Raw genomic sequence first — 18,051 nt, forward strand, 5'->3', positions numbered from 1 at the left:
TGTTCATAAAGAATAAATTTTCTTGCTCTCAGCAAAACTTAGAATCAAATTTGCTATAATTTCAAAAATTTATTTAGGAAGTATGTATGCCAACAGTTTTAGAAGCTTTAAAAAACCGTTCTTCAAAAAGAGCCTATACTGATAAAAAAATACCAAAAGAGATTTTAGAAGAGATTTTAAGTGCAGCGGCAATGACTCCAAGTGGGGCGAATATGCAGCCATGGGTAACTTATGCTATCAGTAATAAAGAGACTTTAAAGAGTGTTGGAGATGCTATCATTGAGAAAATGAGCACTGGTGTAATGCATGACCAGTTTATACAGTACTATCCTGTTAAATGGACTAATCCTTATAAGAAACGCCGTATTGTTACGGGGGCTGGTCTTTATAAACTTATGGATGTTGATAGAAAAGACGATGCTACTAGACTTCAGATGTGGCATGACAACTTTAGATGGTTTGGTGCGAGTACCGTAATCTTTGTATTTACAGATAAGGCAAATATAGATGGGGCGCAAGGTGCGTTTATTGATTGTGGTGCTTATATGCAAAGTATCATGCTAGCTGCTCAAGAGTATGGAATTGACAGTTGTCCTCAAGGTTCTACTACAGAGTTTGGTAAAGTAGTTGCTCGTACGTTAGAGACTCCTGATAATTTAGCTCTTTTATATAGTGTAGTTTTAGGCTATGAAGATAAAGAAGCTAAAATAAATAGCTACCAACCAGAGAAAGTTAGATTAGAAGATAGTGTAACTTTTATAGACTAAACTTTTGCTCATACCGCTTGAGCATACTCTCATTTCCACTCACTCCTCCGCTATGAATATACAATACTTCTTCATCTACTTGATTTAGAAGTGCTTCGAACATAGCCGGAGCATATAGTAAATCAAACTTTATTCCTGCTTCTTGTAGCTTTTTATAAATAGTATAAAACTCTCTATAGGGTTTTGCAAAATGATACTTCTTTTTCGGTTCTAAAATAATTAAGTTACTTGGTATATCTCCAAGTGCCGACATCTGCTCTTTAAGGTAAGTTGTGTTTCCAATACATGGTGTGGTATATACTTTAAATTCAGGAAGAGCTAATGCTAAAAAAAGAGCTGTTGTCCCTGTTCCTGATGGTGTGGCTACACTCTTTACATCTAACATTTCAGCTCTTATCTCCTCAGCTAAAACACCAAGTCCCTCTTTTGCACTAGTGTTAGCCCCACCTTGATCAATAATAAAAGTCTTCTCGTCTGAATTTACTCGTAAGGATGCGATAAAGTCACGGTAAAGTTCTTCTTCTATCTCAATATGCTCCATCCCAAAATTAAGTGAATAAAAATAGTTGCCTCTCTTTTGCTCTTTTTGAGACTTAGATACAGGTTTAGTGTAGTAAACAAATTTCCACTTTTTTTTGTGACACATCGCTGCAATAGCGAGCATAGCATTTGATTGTGTTCCACCATAAGAAATTATTTTTGAGTATTTATTGTCAGGAGTCTGTAAGAGTGCGTATAGTTTTCGGTATTTGTTCCCTGCTAAAAATGGGTCAATAAGGTCGTCACGCTTAACAAGAAACTCTCTGCCCTCTAAAGTGATTTTAGAGATGCTTGAGTTTTGCATGAGGAGTTTTAAAAATTATTTGATTGTTGCTTTTTTCTGTAGAGCATCCATTTTCTCTTTCATAACAGTTTTAAATTTTTCCATCTTTAAACGCTGTTCAATAAAAGCTTTTACATCTGAATATGCACGAGTAGCTGCAGCTTTTTTCTCTTCTAAATAGATAACATGAAATCCAAACTGAGTTTTAACAGGCTCTTTTGTAATAGTTCCCTTTTTCATACTAAATACTTTATCATTAAACGCAGGAACCATTTGACCCTGAGTAAAGAAACCTAAATCTCCACCTTTTGGTCCACTAGGTCCTGTTGATTCTGATTTTGCAAGTTCAATAAATTTAGATTTTAACTTTTGACCACTTAAAGATTTAAGTTTAGAGATGATTTTTTTAGCTTCTGCTTCTTCTTTTACAAGAATATGGCGAGCGTGAACGCTCTCTTTTTCATTGTATTCTTCTTTGTTTTTATTATAGTAATCTTTTAAATCTTTATCAGAGATACTTATGCTATCAAGCTGCTTTTTTTGCCAAACTTGAACTGCAAGTTCTTTTTTCATTCTCTCTTCTAACTTTGCATACTCTGTCTTATACTCTGTTGAGTTTAAAATACCTGTCTTTTTTGCATCACCAAAGATTAACTCTTTACCTATAAGTTGCTGTAGTACTTGCTGTCTAAATTCAGCTTGCTTATCTGCAGGAACTTGGTTAAACCTTCCTTGAGTAGCATTCATAAGTTCAGCATCAACCTCATTCTGAGTTATAGCTTTTCCATTTACAGTTACTAAAGTGTTTGCACTTGCAACTAAACCTGTAAGAAGGATAGTAGATAGAAATTTTGTCGCAGTATTCATTTTGATTCCTCATTTATTAATTACAAGAAGTTTAATCTCAAATAACTAACAATTATTAAACAGCTACTACTCCTGCTCTATATTTAGATACTTTTGTAAAATACTCTCTAACTTTTCACGTGTTAAAGGTTTCGCCATATAATCATCAAGGCCTTTAGCTATAAGCATATCTCTGTCTCCATCCATAGCCATTGCAGTAAGTGCAACTATAGGTGTATCACCATTTGGCGTTACAGCCTCTTTTATCTCTTTAGTAGCCGAAATTCCATCTTTTTCTGGCATATCTATATCCATAAAAACAATATCGTATTTAAATTTAGCACACATATCCACTGCTTCTACTCCATTGATTGCTGTTGAAACTAAAATATTGTAACTTTGTAGCAGAATTTGAATAAGTCTCTGGTTTATTAGATTATCTTCAACAACTAATGCCTCACAATGTGGTCTGATTTTGAGTTTAGCTTTTTCCTCTTTCATCACTAAACTGTTTATTGTATAGAGATGCTTTGCAACATTACTTGCAAGAAGTGGTCTTGCTATAGTCTCATCAATTAGGTGAGTCAGTTGTGTTGGTAGTTTTCCTCCATTGTCTAAAAGGAGAGTAATAGGTGTTTTCTTAACATATGTACCAAGTTGTGATCTCCAAGAAGCATCATCTTTATCTGCAACTATATAAAGAGCTTCAACTCCACTATAAACATTTTCATCTAGTTGATTTGACTTAACAACATCTATAGCAAAAGCACGTAAGTATATAGTTAAAAAGTTTGCTTCATCTACCCTCTTTTGATCTAAGAGAAGTACTTTAACTTTTGTCTTAGGCATCATTTTAAAGTTCTGCCCAACACTTGCTTTAAAGTTAAGGACAAAATTCACATAAGTTCCTTCTCCTCCATTGCTTTGAATCTTTAACTCTGAACCAAGTAGTTTTATAAGGCCTTGAGATAAATTTAGTCCAATTCCAAGTCTTTCATTACCTGCATTACTTGATGTAAAGGGTTCATTTATAGATGCCATCTGTTCTGCAGAGATTCCACTCCCATTGTCCTTAACACCAAAACCAATACTACAATCACCATTTTTCTGGCGTTTAAGAAGTTTTACTTCTATAATAACCTTTCCACCTTTTGGTGTGTACTTCACAGCATTGTCAATCAAAGAAAACATAACTTGGTTTATTTTTTTAGCATCGCTGTAAACTTCTTGAGGTAACTTTGGATCTATAAAAGTTAAAACTTTCACACCCTTTTGTGAGCCCTCTTTACAAAAAACAAATGCGAGTCTTTCCATATTTGGCAAAATGTTTAAGGGGAGTGAATCAACCTCCAGTCTTCCGCTTTGAAGTTGGGAGAGATCTAGAAGTGTTTCTATATTTGTCATTAGGTTTTTTGATGAGTGGCTTATCATATTTATATATTCAAGCTGTTGTTTGTCTAAATTTGTCTGTTGCATAAGTTCAACAAAGCCTAAAATTGCATTCATTGGTGTCCTAAATTCATGTCCAATATTTGCTAAAAACTTAGTTTTTAATTTTTCAACTGCCTCTGTATTTACTTTGGCTTCGTGTAGTTTAGAAACATCTTCTAACTCTAAAATGTAAAAATTTGTATTTTTTGAATAGCTATGGCACTTCGCCTTTATACTTAATACACTCTTATCTTTTCCAAGTATACGCAGTGAGTAACCATTAGTTTTATACTTCTTTATATAATCTAGCCAACTCTTATCTGACTCTGTAAATATCTCTTCACTTTCACTTAAAAACATATCACGGATACTTTCATTCTTCTCATTAAACTCCGCTATATCTGCAAAGTCAAAAGTCTCAAGGAAGCTTTTAGAAGCTCCTATCCAACCCTCTCCCTTAAAAAAATAAACCATCATAGAGCTACTACTATCTACTATTTCAGCAAAGAAATCTCTATCAAAATAGTTATCAAAATTTATACCTTTAGTTGCAGAGTTTTTATTTTCCCTAAAATTTGAGAGTGAAAGTCGTGAAAAAATACCCATATATATTTCCTTAAGAATGTTTAAAGCTTTGATTATATCACAAAAAGAGGGTAAAATGCTTTTATGAAAAAAGCAACAAAAGTAGAGATACAAGAGATACATCAACTCTTTATAGATAGATATAGTGATGCTGTAACAGAGCTAACATATAAAAATGCATATGAACTTGTAGTAGCTGTTGCACTCTCAGCACAATGTACTGATAAGCGAGTAAATATTCTCACCCCACCTCTTTTTGCTAAATATCCATCTCCTGCCGAGCTTGCAAATGCAGAGCTTGATGATGTCAAAAGCTTTATAAATAGCTGCTCATTTTTTAATAACAAGGCAAAAAACATTATTGCTATGGCACAAAGAGTAGTAGAGCACTATGGGGGTGAGATCCCTATGAATGAAAAAGATCTTCAAACACTTGCCGGTGTTGGTCAAAAAACTGCAAATGTTGTTATGATAGAGTACACGGGAGCTAATCTTATGGCTGTAGACACCCATGTCTTTAGAGTAGCACATAGACTAGGACTAAGTGATGATAAAACAGCCATTAAGACAGAAGCAACCTTAGTGAAAAAGTTTAAAAACAACCTCCATGCCCTGCATCAAGGGATGGTGCTCTTTGGTCGATATATATGCAAAGCCAAGAATCCCGACTGCGATAACTGTTTTTTAACACAGTACTGCAAAACAAAAGAAACATTCAAAGTTTAGATATAATTTCTCATGATTAAAATTACCCCTTATTTACTACTTTTAATAGTTCTTTTTACCGGCTGTGTAAACAAGCATGGCATCTCTGCTAAATACTATAGTGATTGTAAAGAGTACTATGACTTGCAAGGTTACTATCATAAAGAGTGTGGAGAAGATGACCTGATTACTTATGAGCAGATGAAAAATGTTTTAAAAAAGAAAAAAACAGAGCCAGAGGGTAATGTTTACTAACCCTTTACTTCACTGCTATAAAAGTAGCAAAGTTAGCCCAACGAAACAGAACCTCACAATGAGAAAATCCAGAGTTTAGTGCCATTTTTATATTTTCATCTTCACTATAAGGGACAAGAACATTCTCTAAAGCCTCACGTTTTTGCATAATCTCATACTCAGAGTAGCCTTGAGTCTTTTTAAAATCATAATAGCACTCTATTAAATCTTTATTGAGTTTAGGACTATGTGAGATAACCTTTTCGCTAAATATAAAAACACCCTCTTTTTTAAGCGCGGCTGATATTTTCTTCACTAACTCTTCACGTACAAGAGGGCGTATAAACTGCAGAGTATAGTTACTGATAAATACATCCGCTTCTTTGTACTCATAAGTTAATATATCTGCATTTTTAACTTCTATATCTACGCCAAATGCTTCACACTTACGTTCAGCTTGCGCAAGCATAGCTTCAGAGTTATCTAGTCCAATTAATTCGGCGTTTACTTCTAGTTTTCTGTGTATATTTAAAAGTAAAGATGCAGTGGAACAGCCAAGGTCATACACTAGTCCATTTTCACTTAAGTTTTTATGGGTAAAAAACTCGGTAATTTTTTGCGACTCTTTATAAAAGGGAACACTTCTCTCTAACATATCATCAAAGACTGCAGCGACCTCTTCATCAAATTCAAACTGTTTTTTTATTGGTTTTGTAAATACTTTATCATTCATAAATGCAATTTTACCTTATTTAGCCTATAATTAAAACCTACAATTACAAAGGTTTTTCATGGAGATTTCTACTTCAAGCTGGATGATGATATTTTTCATACTTGCTCTAATTATAAGTATATGGAAGATATATGCTTTTTTACCAAATAAACAACTAGTTGATGATGATAGAACGAAGGAGCAGTCTGATGTGCTCTATACTATTATGCTTGATATAATTATTTTAAAAGAGGGAGACTTAGATGAGAAAGAGTTGTTTGAAGCTATGAAAAATCATGCTTCTTTTGACAAAGATAGCTTTTGGAGATTTAACCTCAACAGGCTCAATCTACTTTTATCTAACTACTACTTGAAAAATCCAAATGTCAAAAATATCAAAGATATATACGAGCAGAGTCAAGATATTTAGATTTACTTATTATTTAACTCCCATTTGGCTATTTTGCTATCTTCGTGAATAACATGAAGAACTACCCACTCTTCTATAAATAGTGCTAAATTATCTTCAATCTCTTTTAAAGAGAGCAATGAGAATTTTTTAATGAATTCATTCATTTTTATTTTAATATTCTCATGTATCACAATATGCTCTTTTAAAGCAGGATAATTAATCGACTCCATATACTTCTCTTCATTGCTAAAGTGTTCAATTACATATTTATATAATTCATGAATTATATTTTTAATTTTTTCTTTTCTCTGATGTGCAGGAACATATCTAAAAGCTTCATTCGCTATTTCAAAAAGGTGTTTATGCTCTTTATCAATGAGATCATTACCCAGCAAGTATGTGTCATGCCACCTTACACCTTTAATATCTATATGATACTTTTCACACCAGTGACGCATTTTCATATCTTCAAATTTAATATGTGTGATTATTGTGTTCTCAATATTAAATGCCAACTCTCTTTCTAGAGTGCTGATTGACTTATGCTTATGATTTTCTCTCCACTCTTGAAAATCTTTCTTAATTTTATCATGCGATTTTTTTTCATTTTGAAGGCCGGGATAGCCTATTGAGTCCATAAAGTCTTCTTCATGCATCATATGAATTTCAAAGTAATCACTTAATCTTTGTATTAGTGAACTCATCTTCTGCTCTTTTTGAGATGGTTCAACAACACAAAAGGCTTCGTTTGCAATTTTGAAAAGCTCTTGATGCTCCTTATCAAGCATCAAATGACCTAACTCATACTCCTTCTTCCATTCAAACATGATTGCAAACCCTTCTTTGTATCTTCATAATTTTATTATATCACTTTCAGTTTTAAATTAGCTAACAATTATATAATTCTATGTTATAAAAAACATAAGGAAATATAATGAAAAAAAGATTACTTTTATCGCTACTTACTTTAACACTTACGACTTCGGCTATAGCTTATGATACTAATATGGCAGATAGACTCAATAAATTCTATTCACATATGACTCAAAAAGCTTGTGCTGACTCTAAACTATTTATAGAGGCCCAAGAGACGATGAAGATGTTACGTAAAAATGAAAAATTTACTCTACTAGATATAAGAACAAAAGGTGAAAATGCAATTATTACTCTGAGTGCCTTTAATAGTCTACATATACCAATTGAAAATCTCTTTGAAAAAGAAAATTTAGCTAAGCTACCAACAGATAAACCTATAGTGATTGTATGTCATTCGGGAACAAGGGCACTACTTGGTGCAATTGGATTAAAACAGATTGGATTTAAAAAAGTTCAGGTTTTAAAAGGCGGTTTAGTAAGTCTAGCAAAAGCAAATAGCACAAAGAATGCACCTTTGCTATAATGAGTCAAGTTTTCATACTCTTAATATTCTAAGAGTATGAGGCTTTAGTTTCGATCCATCGCGTTTAAGTCTTTAAATGCTTGAAGAACACGCTTTACTAAAGTTTCTTGTCCAGCACGTAACCATTTTCTTGGGTCATAGTATTTTTTATTTGGTTTATCATCACCTTCAGGGTTACCAATTTGAGCCTGCATATAATCACGATTTTTCTCATAGTAGTCTCTTGTACCTTCCCAAGTTGCCCACTGAGTATCTGTGTCAATATTCATTTTGATAACGCCATAGCCTATTGCTTCTTTTATCTCACTAGGCTCTGAACCTGATCCGCCATGAAACACAAAGTTCACAGGTTTAGCAGAAGTTCCAAACTCTTGTTCAATATATTTTTGAGAGTTATCGAGTATTTTAGGTGTGAGTTGTACATTTCCTGGTTTATAAACACCATGAACATTTCCAAATGAAGCGGCAATAGTAAAGTGAGGAGATACTTCGCTTAACTCTTTATAAGCATATGCAACATCTTCAGGTTGAGTGTAAAGAAGCGAGTTATCAATGTTTGTATTATCAACACCATCCTCTTCTCCACCTGTAACGCCTAACTCTATCTCTATACTCATCTCTATTTTACTCATGCGTTCTAAGTAGTTTTTACATAAAAAGATGTTTTCAGTTATGCTCTCTTCTGAGAGATCAAGCATATGAGATGAAAAGAGTGGAGTTCCATTTGCCTTATAATAGTTTTCACTTGCAGTAAGAAGTGCGTCTATCCACGGAAGAAGTTTTTTTGCAGCATGGTCTGTATGTAAAATAACAGCCACACCATAAGCTTCAGCCATCATATGAGTATGAAGAGCACCAGAAACTGCACCAGCTATTGCAGCTTTTTCATCTTCATTTGAGAGTCCTTTACCTGCATAATAAGACGCTCCCCCATTACTAAACTGAATGATAACTGGAGAATTCGCTTTTGCAGCTGCTTCTAAAACACCATTAATAGAGTCTGTCCCTACAACATTAACAGCTGGAATAGCAAATCCAACTTCTTTTGCATGTGCATATACTTTTTGTACATCTTCTCCAAAAAGAACACCAGGTTTTACGATATCTAAAATGCCTTTACTCATTACACTTCCTAAAAATTTAATTCACTAATTATAATATATAGTATATTTAAAAGAACTTTATGTTAAAATTGTTCAAAATCACTCGTAATAAAAGAGCCTATGCTTAAGCCAAAAAATAAAGAGATAAATACTGATATTGTACTAATAGATATTATAAACTTCTCTAAATTGAAATCAGCACAACAACTTGAAATAGTTAGTTTTATCACTCAAAGCTATAGAAGAATGATAGAGAAGATGCTACATGATTCAAATATGCCTCTTTCTAGACTTATTCTTGGCTACATTTCGACTGGTGATGGTTTTTATTGTCTACTCAACCCTAGACTAAAAGGGTTTGGAACTATACTGGGCCTTAGCTTTAACCATTTTTCTGATCAAATAGCCAAGAAGTATCCCTATTTCGAAGGTGTTAAAATTGCTGTTCATACAGGAATAGTGCATGAGTTCAAAGACATATTAGGTAATACTAACTTTATAGGTGATGGATTAAATGATTGTGCTAGATACTTAGAGGTAAAGCACTTTACTATATCTACTGTTATGATTTCAGATAGTGCTTATGAGTATTTGAAAAAGTTTCTTCATCATCATCAAGACTATAATAAGCTTTTAGTCCAAAGAGAATTTAAACACTCTAATGTGCATACCTTTCATGATAAACATGGAAATGAGAAAAAAGGTTGTTTGGTATGGTTAAGAAAATCAGGTATCATTAATCCACCTGACATCAACTTTAATTCACTGATATAAAAAATAAAACTTAAAAGGAAAACAATGAGATTTACAATAGATGCATACTCGAAACAATTTAAAATGTCCACTGAGATGATAAACTCAAAACTCAAGGCTAAAAAACTAAATTATATTATTGAAGATGGTATTACATATATTATAGTTAAACAGAGTTCTGTTATAACTTCTGAAGAAGCACAACCGAGTGAAAATCCTCCTAAAAGCCCTCCTCCCGTTAAACAAAAAACTACCGTCGCTATGGTTCTCTCTTTGTATCAAAAAGAGAATCAACAGCTCAAAGATAAAATCGTTCAACTTGAATCAAAAATTGACAAACTTATTAATGATAAAGAGCAGATGCTTCGAGATGAGATGAGTAGAATAGAACATGTTTACTCTACTAAAGATGAACAGCTAAAAAATATAATAGAGTTAATAAATACAAAACTATCATCAGAGCAAACCAATACGGTACACGAAGTAGAAACTCTCACAAGTATCGAAGTAGAAAAAGCACCTGTTCAAGAGAAAATTGTAGAACTTAAAGATTATCTAAAAACACTTGACTTAGAATCATATCAACGTAAAGTTATAAAAAAGAGATTTTTAGCCGCATATGATGAAGACATCCGTGTTATAAAGCAAAATGGCAAGCTCTATTTAAACTTTTCCAAATATGACTATAGCGATCTACTGGAGTACTAAAAGTACTCTAATGGGTAAATAGTCTCAACTTCTTCGACCTAACAACTCTCACCAACACTCTCTTTTACACAAACTAGCAAATATAAAACATAATAAATAATTAATAACACATATAGAAAATCAGTGATTAATACTTTCAAAAACTAAAACAGTTAATTAAAGTATAAAATTTACACGGAAAACCGTATATAATACCATATATGGTAGATATAATATAATTAAAATATGATATAAAATACATTTTATATATTTTAATACACATATAATATATTATAATACATAATTAAATGTATATTTAAGTATATAATCCGTATAATCTTCCAATGCAAATAAATGATTTATTCAATATTCTTCACAACTCATTAGAATCACAGAACAATGGGAAAAAAATATCTTTAAAAGATATGGCTTCTAACTTTGGAATTTCTATGAGAACATATCAAGACTGGAAGCTTGGACGTGCTAAGCCACAAGCTGCTGCAACAGTCATGCAAATGTTAGGAAAGTTAGATGATGATGAGATCATAAGAGCTGTTCGAAAAATAAATGCACTAGAGGGCTAAGTAATATGAGCGTACTTACAAAAAACGAAAGAGATGGACTAGAAGAAGTATTTTTATCTATAAATTCACATAGAAGCAGATACCAAAAACTCAAAGAAATATCATCTTTAATAATGAAGCAACAGAGTAGCATTGACTTCAATAAACTCTTAAAACAGGCTAAGCATGGGATAAAAGAGGCCAAAAAGTCTAATTTCATCCTTAATATCACTAAAAAGAAGAAAAATTTAAGCAAATAAACTATAAAGTACTTATAGCTGAATTATTTCATTTTCATGAAAATTCGGAAATATTAAATCCAAGGGTAATTTATGAACAAAGCTCAATTCGTTGAATTAGTACAAGCAAGTGGCGACTACAAAACTAAAGTAGAAGCAGAAGCTGCAATTAAAGCATTTACAGAAGCTGTAACTACTGCATTAGTTAAAAAAGAGGAAGTTTCTTTAGTAGGCTTCGGAAGTTTTGCTGCTGCTCTTCAAAAAGGTAAAAGTGGAAAAGTACCTGGTACTGATAAAACTTATACAACTCAAGATAAAATGGTTCCTAAATTTAAAGCTGGTAAAGGTCTTAAAGACCGTGTTGCAGCTGGTAAATAAAAATTAAATTACTGTCAGGTTTTTGGCAGTAATTTTTCTTATAATGAAAATACCTTTCATAGACTCACTTTTTAAAAAAGAAATAAAACCTCTCAGTGTTCCTGATTCCATACTTGTAAAAAAGTTAAAAGAACTCTCTTCGCAAACAGACATATCATTATACAAAGACATGGAAATTTATCACCATACTAAAAGTTTTCATATACCGCTTATGATGTTAGATGCTTCTCGTGGTCTTTATATTTTTGAAGCAAAAGATTGGACATTCGATGAATTAAAAAATGCAAATATTCAAAAAGCAGAGAATCAAACCTCTTCTCATGACACTTTAGCATTTCAAAATAGACAAGATATAATAAGAAAAAAATTCAATGAACTCACACACAGTGATGGAATACCTATTTTTAACTACCTTTTGATGGAAAATTTAAATGCTGATGAATATGAGCATTTAAATGATTCATTTAAAGAGTTACTCCCTCGTGAAAAGATTATTTTTAGCGACTCATCTCAAGGTGATATACTTAAAAAACTCCATGATGCATCAGCACCTCATAAAAATCTTTGTAATGTAAATGACACAATGGGAACACTGTTAACGCAGTATGCAATTTTAGATGATAGACTAAATCTTTATCTCTGTAGTGATGAACAGATCTCACTTATAGATCAAGAGATAGGTAAAGAAACAATTATAAAAGGTAGCTACGGAAGTGGTAAAAGTAGTGTTTTACTTTTAAAAACAGTTGTTGAACTTTTTAACAATCCTCATAAAAAAATTCTAATTATAAAACCTACAGTACTTGCATGTGATATCTTAAAGAAAAAACTCTTAGATATTATAGAACATGGGATTATTGAAGTTGACTTAACATCTGTAGAAATTTTAACTCCATTAGAGCTTCTAAATAAGCATCAAGCTAAACTTGGAAGAGAGACACTTGATAATCTAGATATTGATAACAAACTCATGAGTAAATCATTTAATGTAGCTGATATTATCATGTGTGATGATGCAGATCATTTTTCTACAGATTTTATTGAATACTTAAAACATCTACAAAAGAAATCTCAACTTCTACTCATATATACTGATACTCAAGAGAGTGACTTAAATAAAGAGTATAGAGTAGCAAGGGAGACTATCTCTTTTCATCAAACAAACCCTCATGCCAAGGCACTCCATATCATATCTACACTATTAGCAAAAGGTGAAGAAAATATAGTACTAGTTAGTAATAGTCTAAGTGCTCAAAAACTAAAAGATGATTTGGAAGACTTTATTGAGTATGAGCCAAAAATAGTAGATAGTTCTCAACATATCATTAACCAAAGTAATATTAACTTCATATTTTGTACATATGCTGACCTCAATGAGCTCTCTGCAAAACATATTATTTTAATGGATTTATGTTTTACAAGTGAAAATGAGATAAAATATGCCTTTAATTTATCCACAAAAAGTGTACATGTTCTTTATGAAGAAGATTGCCAAGAGATAAACATTTTAAAGGAATATTATGAAAGTTCTAAAGAGCCAAGAAGAGTGGGAAAAACAACTAAGTCCTGAAGCTTTTTATGTATGTAGACAACATGGTACCGAAGCACCTTTTTCGGGAAAATATAATGATAATAAAGCTGATGGCCTGTACAAATGTATATGCTGTGGAGCTCCTCTTTTTGAATCAAGTACAAAATTTGATTCAGGTTCTGGATGGCCAAGTTACTATGAAAGTATCGAAGATGCTATTACAGAGATAAAAGATGTAACTCATGGTATGGTCAGAGTAGAAGTAACATGTTCTAATTGTGATGCTCACCTTGGCCACGTTTTCCCTGATGGACCTGAGCCTACTGGACTTAGATACTGTATAAACTCCGTTTGCTTAGACTTTAAAGAAGAGGAGTAAATCATGCATAAAATATTAATCTCACTTCTATTTTTACTAAATTTAAATTTATCTGCGCAAAATACACATGTTGTACTTGAGACTACTCAAGGGAATATAGAGATAGAACTTTATAATGACATCGCACCTTTAGCTGTAGAAAACTTTACTACACACATCAAAAATGGTTATTACAATGGTATTGCCTTTCATAGAATTATTCGTAACTTTATGATTCAAGGTGGTGACCCCACTGAGAGTGGTAGAGGTGGAGAGAGTATTTGGAAGAAAGACTTTAAAGATGAGTTCAAAAATAAGGTCTTTGATAAACCTGGAATATTAGCTATGGCCAACCGTGGTCCAGCGACTAATGGTAGCCAATTTTTTATAACTACCGCACCAACGCCATGGCTTAATGGCAACCATACTATATTTGGACATATTACAGAAGCTTCCATGGTGCCTTTATTCAAATTAAATAATGTTGCAACCGATCGTAGAGATAGACCACAAGAGCGTCAAGAGATTATAAAAGCATATATAAAAGAGAGTAAGGGCAAATAATGGAAATACAAACTATTAAAAAACTAGAAAAAGAAGCACTAAAAAAAAGTGGAACGGATTTCACACGATTAGGATTTGCTCTATTTTTTATGATTGGTGTACTGACTTTTAGTTTTTTAAATAACGGTGGTATTTCAAACAATATGTTTTTAGCAGTAGCCGCATTAATTGGTGCATATATGGCTATGAATATTGGAGCTAACGATGTAGCAAACAATGTAGGTCCCGCTGTTGGCTCTAAAGCGATGACCATGACTATGGCTATTGTTATTGCCGCTGTGTTTGAAGCAGCAGGAGCTATCATTGCTGGTGGTGAAGTTGTTAAAACCATCAAAAAAGGCATCATAGACATCTCTGCGTTTGGGGGTAATAGCGATCCTTTTATATGGGCGATGATGGCGGCTCTTTTAGCTGCTGCGCTTTGGCTTAACTTTGCAACAATGATGAGAGCTCCTGTATCTACGACACACTCCATAGTGGGTGGCGTAATGGGTGCAGGTATTGCTGCGGCTGGCTTTAGTATTGTATCATGGTCAACAATGGCAAAAATTGCTGCATCTTGGGTTATATCTCCCATTCTTGGAGGTCTTATAGCGGCTGTTTTTCTTTTTTCTATCAAAAAATCTATAATTTTTAAAGAGGATAAAGTAGAAGCGGCTAAAAAGTACGTGCCTCTATTTGTTGCTATGATGTCTTGGGCTTTTGTTACATACCTTACACTTAAAGGACTAAAAAAAATATGGCCGCAGGTCGTTGATATTTTAAACTTTATTCCTTTTGTTTCAATAGAAATGAGTAAAAAGCCGTCTCTACTTACTGCACTACTTATGGGACTCACTGTTGCTTTAATTGTTTATTTTTATATGGTTAAAAGATTAACTTCAAACAAAAGTAAACTTGAAAATACAAGAGATTCCGTAAACACTCTCTTTACTATACCTTTAATTTTTTCAGCGGCTCTTCTTAGTTTTGCTCACGGTGCAAATGATGTAGCCAATGCTATAGGCCCATTAGCCGCGATTAATGATGCTGTACTTCATGGTGGAATTTCAAGTAAAGCGAGTATCCCACTATGGGTAATGGGTGTTGGTGCACTTGGAATAGCATTAGGCCTTGCGTTATATGGACCAAAACTTATAAAAACAGTAGGTTCAGAGATAACTGATTTAGATCAAGTCAGAGCTTTCTCAATCGCTATGGCAGCTTCCATCACTGTAATTATTGCTTCACAACTAGGACTTCCAGTAAGTTCTACTCATATCGCCATTGGTGGAGTGTTTGGTGTTGGATTTTTAAGAGAGTATCTGCATCTCAACGAAACGGTAAATACTATTGAAGAAGATCAGTTAATTATTGCAGATGAAAAAAATAATCTTCAAGCATATAAAGCTGAGCTTAAAACGCTAGAAGCAAAAGAAGAAAAATCTTCACTAGAATATGAAAGAGTAGTTGAACTATATAAGCTAATATCTGAAGAAGAGAAGTTGATAAAATCAACAAAAAAACATATCAAAAGAGTTCAAAAAGTTGAGTTTGTTAAACGCGATGCAGTTAAAAAAATAATTGCTGCATGGTTAATAACGGTTCCAGCCGCTGCAACACTCTCTGCTATACTCTTTTTTATGATTCGTGGGATTATGCTTTAAGAGTTATCTCATCAAGAGCACTCTGCAGACGGAGTGCTTGTATATGTTCCGCAACATCATGTACTCTAAGTATAGATGCTCCATTTCTTACAGATTCTAGATGAATTGCTAAAGTTCCAGGTAGTCTATCTTTTATCAGTGAAGAAGAGATAGCGTCTATCATAGATTTTCTAGACGCTCCCACTAAAAGTTTTTTACCAAGTAATGAAAAGTTTTCTAAATGTTTAATCAGAAGTAAGTTGTCTTCTAAAGACTTGCCAAAACCTATCCCAACATCTAAAATAATATTTTTAATTCCAAATGAGTCTGCTTTTTCAATTCTATCTTCAAAAAATGAGTAAATATCTGTTAGGATATTATCATATTGTGGATTATCTTGCATGGTTTGTGGGTTTCCTTGCATGTGCATAATAACAACTGTCGCATTATACTTAGCGCAGACTTTACAGACCTCATCGTCAATAAGCCCCGTAATATCATTCACAATGCTAAAACCTGACTTTAAAGCGTACTCTATCACGCTAGGTTCATAACTATCTATACTAAACTTCACCTGTTGATGGAGCTCTTTTTCATTAATGACATCGATAATTGGTTTGACTCGAGAGAGCTCTTCATCTGCGCTTACAGGAGTTGAATTGGGACGAGAGGATACTCCACCTATATCTATTATAGTTGCTCCATCTTCCATCATCTTCTGGATTTGAATAATGGCTTCATCTTTTTCAAATCTACTCTCACTAAAAAAACTGTCGTCATTAGCGTTAATAACGCCCATAACCTCTACTTCACTAGGCTTTTTTATCTTTGAGTACTCTTTTAATATAGCGGCTAAGCCTTTAAGCCCAAATGGCTGAGAGAGCTCTTTTTTTGCAAGAGTTTTTAACTGCGCCGTTGTAGCGATTAAGATGGCGTTGACTTTTGGAGTGGTTGCTAAAACAGTCCCACGAGGAACGGCTAAGTCTGCTCCAATGGAGAGTGCGTCTTGTTTGAGAATATTTGCAGCCCCAACGTTTAAATCTTCTATATATATAATGTGCGTCTTTGCCTTATCGGTCAAAATCTGCACGCCTCCACCATCTACGCCTAACTCTTGTAAATGTTTTTTTACATCTATGGCGTTAGATAACTTTTTAACTATCACTGCTTTTCCTGAGCAAAACTCATTAGTAGCATAGCAAGTACGCTTTGTGGTCTTGAGTTTAGGTCGAGTAGTCTATATGCTTTGTCAAAGTTATCTAACTGCGATGGAGAGAGGATAAGCATATCTGTCACGCTAGCGCGATAAAATAGCGCTTCTACAAGTTCTTTAGCTTCTTGTTTTTTTATCCGTGAGTGTTCTTTTAAAAACTCAAATACCTCTTTATAATCTAGTCTTGCCAAATTTAACTCTAACTGGTTTAGTTTATGGGAGTTTTGAACTTTTAAGATTGGTAAACGTGAACGCACCGTTGGAAGTAAGTTTGATTTTGTTGCAGAGATGATTATAAACTCTATGTTTCTTGGTGGCTCTTCGAGTAGCTTCAAAAGGGAGTTTTGCGCTACAGACGTAAAGTCTGATGAAGCGATTAAAATATATTTTGTTTGGGATTCACTTATGTAAGACTCTGATAGTACGGCTTTTGCATGTTCTATTTTAAAAACGTCTTCTATAAAGCTAACAACTCTAAAAGGCTCTAACTCAGTTTTTAATCTCTCAAGTTCACTCTCATAACTTGAAGAGATGATAATATGACCCTTAACTTGGTTATGAGCTTGCATCTACCTCTCCAAACATTGTAGCGTTTAATGAGGAGTTAAAAAGGCGGTAGAGTTGAAGTAACTTTATATCCAAGTGAGTGTCATATGATTTTAGAGTAAATGAGTTATTAAAATCTTCATCAAAAATCCAAAAATAGCTATCGTCTCTTCTTTTAGCAATATCTGCGCGCTTATCATCGCCACTTCCTATATACCAAAAGAAATAGTCATTTTTATATGACAATGAAAGCATGTCGTCAACAACCGCTATCATCTCTCCACCACTAACACTATCATAGTGTCTGCATATGCTATCTATGCTCACAATAGGAATAAGAGGTCTCTCTTGGGTACTACCATTAATAGATGAAAGTATATAGTTTTCAACCCATTTTCTTTTCTCATCCGTCACTAAAATAATTGTTTTAGCTTGGAGTACTTTCTCTAAAGCAAACGCAGTAGTCTTTGACCACTCAAAACGCTGCTCTTCCAACCATGAGAGACTACCGCCCTCTTCACGAATAGCATCTAAGCTCCATTGTGCGAATTCAGGTGCGTGCGAGTCTGTCATATTA

At 33.5% G+C, this 18,051-nt stretch carries 23 protein-coding genes; 14 read left to right on the plus strand and 9 right to left on the minus strand.

The features are described from left to right. Window positions 1–86: 86 nt before the first annotated feature. Window positions 87–767, plus strand: coding sequence for a nitroreductase (locus GJV85_RS10270; RefSeq protein WP_207561293.1), 681 nt, complete (start codon window positions 87–89; stop codon window positions 765–767). On the opposite strand, the gene GJV85_RS10275 is transcribed toward GJV85_RS10270, so the two are convergent. The 3 genes from GJV85_RS10275 to GJV85_RS10285 all read right to left on the minus strand — a co-directional run bounded on the left by GJV85_RS10275 (window position 757) and on the right by GJV85_RS10285 (window position 4,473). After that, entirely contained in the window at window positions 757–1,611 is an 855-nt protein-coding gene (locus GJV85_RS10275; protein ID WP_207561294.1) for a pyridoxal-phosphate dependent enzyme, read from the minus strand. The two genes, GJV85_RS10270 and GJV85_RS10275, sit on opposite strands and share 11 nt — an antisense overlap. Before the next feature lie 15 nt (window positions 1,612–1,626). Next, window positions 1,627–2,457, minus strand: coding sequence for a peptidylprolyl isomerase (locus GJV85_RS10280; RefSeq protein WP_207561295.1), 831 nt, complete (start codon window positions 2,455–2,457; stop codon window positions 1,627–1,629). Between the two features lie 66 nt (window positions 2,458–2,523). Then, a complete protein-coding gene (locus tag GJV85_RS10285) occupies window positions 2,524–4,473 on the minus strand; it encodes a response regulator (protein ID WP_207561296.1) in 1,950 nt (649 codons plus the stop codon). A gap of 63 nt (window positions 4,474–4,536) precedes the next feature. Between GJV85_RS10285 and nth the strand changes: the two genes are divergently transcribed. Both nth and GJV85_RS10295 read left to right on the plus strand, forming a co-directional pair. Continuing rightward, window positions 4,537–5,178, plus strand: coding sequence for an endonuclease III (gene nth, locus GJV85_RS10290; protein ID WP_207561297.1), 642 nt, complete (start codon window positions 4,537–4,539; stop codon window positions 5,176–5,178). Window positions 5,179–5,190: 12 nt separating this feature from the next. Continuing rightward, entirely contained in the window at window positions 5,191–5,412 is a 222-nt protein-coding gene (locus GJV85_RS10295; protein ID WP_207561298.1) for a hypothetical protein, read from the plus strand. Between the two features lie 4 nt (window positions 5,413–5,416). Here GJV85_RS10295 and cmoA read toward each other — a convergent pair whose 3' ends face one another. Beyond that, a complete protein-coding gene (gene cmoA / locus GJV85_RS10300; protein WP_207561299.1) occupies window positions 5,417–6,124 on the minus strand; it encodes a carboxy-S-adenosyl-L-methionine synthase CmoA in 708 nt (235 codons plus the stop codon). Between the two features lie 58 nt (window positions 6,125–6,182). Here cmoA and GJV85_RS10305 point away from each other — a divergent pair, with 58 nt between their 5' ends. Next, window positions 6,183–6,533 (plus strand): hypothetical protein, encoded by a 351-nt coding sequence (locus GJV85_RS10305; RefSeq protein ID WP_207561300.1) that lies wholly within the window; start codon window positions 6,183–6,185, stop codon window positions 6,531–6,533. A 2-nt stretch (window positions 6,534–6,535) separates the two neighbouring features. Here the strand turns inward: GJV85_RS10305 and GJV85_RS10310 are convergent, their stop codons facing one another. Next, window positions 6,536–7,342, minus strand: a complete 807-nt coding sequence (locus tag GJV85_RS10310) for a bacteriohemerythrin (RefSeq protein ID WP_207561301.1) — start codon at window positions 7,340–7,342, stop codon at window positions 6,536–6,538. A 107-nt stretch (window positions 7,343–7,449) separates the two neighbouring features. On the opposite strand from GJV85_RS10310, the gene GJV85_RS10315 reads away from it, so the two are divergent. Continuing rightward, complete coding sequence (locus tag GJV85_RS10315; protein WP_207561302.1) at window positions 7,450–7,914, plus strand: rhodanese-like domain-containing protein; 465 nt, start codon at window positions 7,450–7,452, stop codon at window positions 7,912–7,914. A gap of 44 nt (window positions 7,915–7,958) precedes the next feature. Here the strand turns inward: GJV85_RS10315 and fbaA are convergent, their stop codons facing one another. Then, entirely contained in the window at window positions 7,959–9,038 is a 1,080-nt protein-coding gene (fbaA, locus tag GJV85_RS10320) for a class II fructose-bisphosphate aldolase (RefSeq protein WP_207561303.1), read from the minus strand. A 99-nt stretch (window positions 9,039–9,137) separates the two neighbouring features. Between fbaA and GJV85_RS10325 the strand changes: the two genes are divergently transcribed. The 9 genes from GJV85_RS10325 (at window position 9,138) to GJV85_RS10365 (ending at window position 15,736) form a co-directional block, all read left to right on the plus strand. Beyond that, window positions 9,138–9,791: a hypothetical protein gene (locus GJV85_RS10325; RefSeq protein ID WP_207561304.1), complete on the plus strand. Its 654-nt coding sequence runs from the start codon at window positions 9,138–9,140 to the stop codon at window positions 9,789–9,791. Window positions 9,792–9,815: 24 nt separating this feature from the next. Continuing rightward, window positions 9,816–10,478 (plus strand): hypothetical protein, encoded by a 663-nt coding sequence (locus GJV85_RS10330; RefSeq protein WP_207561305.1) that lies wholly within the window; start codon window positions 9,816–9,818, stop codon window positions 10,476–10,478. 323 nt (window positions 10,479–10,801) lie between these two features. Continuing rightward, entirely contained in the window at window positions 10,802–11,041 is a 240-nt protein-coding gene (locus GJV85_RS10335) for a helix-turn-helix domain-containing protein (RefSeq protein WP_207561306.1), read from the plus strand. A gap of 5 nt (window positions 11,042–11,046) precedes the next feature. After that, window positions 11,047–11,280, plus strand: a complete 234-nt coding sequence (locus GJV85_RS10340) for a hypothetical protein (protein ID WP_207561307.1) — start codon at window positions 11,047–11,049, stop codon at window positions 11,278–11,280. Window positions 11,281–11,352: 72 nt separating this feature from the next. Next, on the plus strand, window positions 11,353–11,637 hold the full coding sequence (locus GJV85_RS10345) for an HU family DNA-binding protein (RefSeq protein ID WP_207561308.1): 285 nt from the start codon (window positions 11,353–11,355) through the stop codon (window positions 11,635–11,637). A gap of 43 nt (window positions 11,638–11,680) precedes the next feature. Further along, window positions 11,681–13,207 carry a DEAD/DEAH box helicase family protein gene (locus tag GJV85_RS10350; RefSeq protein ID WP_207561309.1) on the plus strand — a complete coding sequence of 509 codons (1,527 nt, stop codon included), beginning with the start codon at window positions 11,681–11,683 and terminating at the stop codon, window positions 13,205–13,207. Further along, a complete protein-coding gene (gene msrB / locus GJV85_RS10355) occupies window positions 13,158–13,547 on the plus strand; it encodes a peptide-methionine (R)-S-oxide reductase MsrB (RefSeq protein WP_207561310.1) in 390 nt (129 codons plus the stop codon). Before GJV85_RS10350 ends, msrB begins: the two co-directional genes overlap by 50 nt. 3 nt (window positions 13,548–13,550) lie before the next feature. Beyond that, a complete protein-coding gene (locus GJV85_RS10360; protein ID WP_207561311.1) occupies window positions 13,551–14,090 on the plus strand; it encodes a peptidylprolyl isomerase in 540 nt (179 codons plus the stop codon). Further along, the gene (locus GJV85_RS10365; RefSeq protein ID WP_207561312.1) at window positions 14,090–15,736 is read left to right on the plus strand and encodes an inorganic phosphate transporter; all 1,647 of its coding nucleotides are present in this window, start codon (window positions 14,090–14,092) and stop codon (window positions 15,734–15,736) included. The genes GJV85_RS10360 and GJV85_RS10365 overlap by 1 nt, the downstream gene beginning before the upstream one ends. On the opposite strand, the gene folP is transcribed toward GJV85_RS10365, so the two are convergent. Genes folP through GJV85_RS10380 form a run of 3 tightly spaced genes read right to left on the minus strand, consistent with a single transcriptional unit; the run spans window position 15,726 to window position 18,047 of the window. Further along, window positions 15,726–16,880 carry a dihydropteroate synthase gene (gene folP / locus GJV85_RS10370; protein WP_207561313.1) on the minus strand — a complete coding sequence of 385 codons (1,155 nt, stop codon included), beginning with the start codon at window positions 16,878–16,880 and terminating at the stop codon, window positions 15,726–15,728. The genes GJV85_RS10365 and folP overlap by 11 nt on opposite strands. Then, window positions 16,877–17,497: a DNA polymerase III subunit delta' gene (locus GJV85_RS10375; protein ID WP_207561314.1), complete on the minus strand. Its 621-nt coding sequence runs from the start codon at window positions 17,495–17,497 to the stop codon at window positions 16,877–16,879. The genes folP and GJV85_RS10375 overlap by 4 nt, the downstream gene beginning before the upstream one ends. Beyond that, window positions 17,484–18,047 carry a HobA family DNA replication regulator gene (locus GJV85_RS10380; protein WP_207561315.1) on the minus strand — a complete coding sequence of 188 codons (564 nt, stop codon included), beginning with the start codon at window positions 18,045–18,047 and terminating at the stop codon, window positions 17,484–17,486. The genes GJV85_RS10375 and GJV85_RS10380 overlap by 14 nt, the downstream gene beginning before the upstream one ends. Window positions 18,048–18,051: the final 4 nt, after the last annotated feature.

It is taken from the genome of Sulfurimonas aquatica, assembly GCF_017357825.1.
GTDB classification, from domain to species: Bacteria; Campylobacterota; Campylobacteria; order Campylobacterales; family Sulfurimonadaceae; genus Sulfurimonas; species Sulfurimonas aquatica.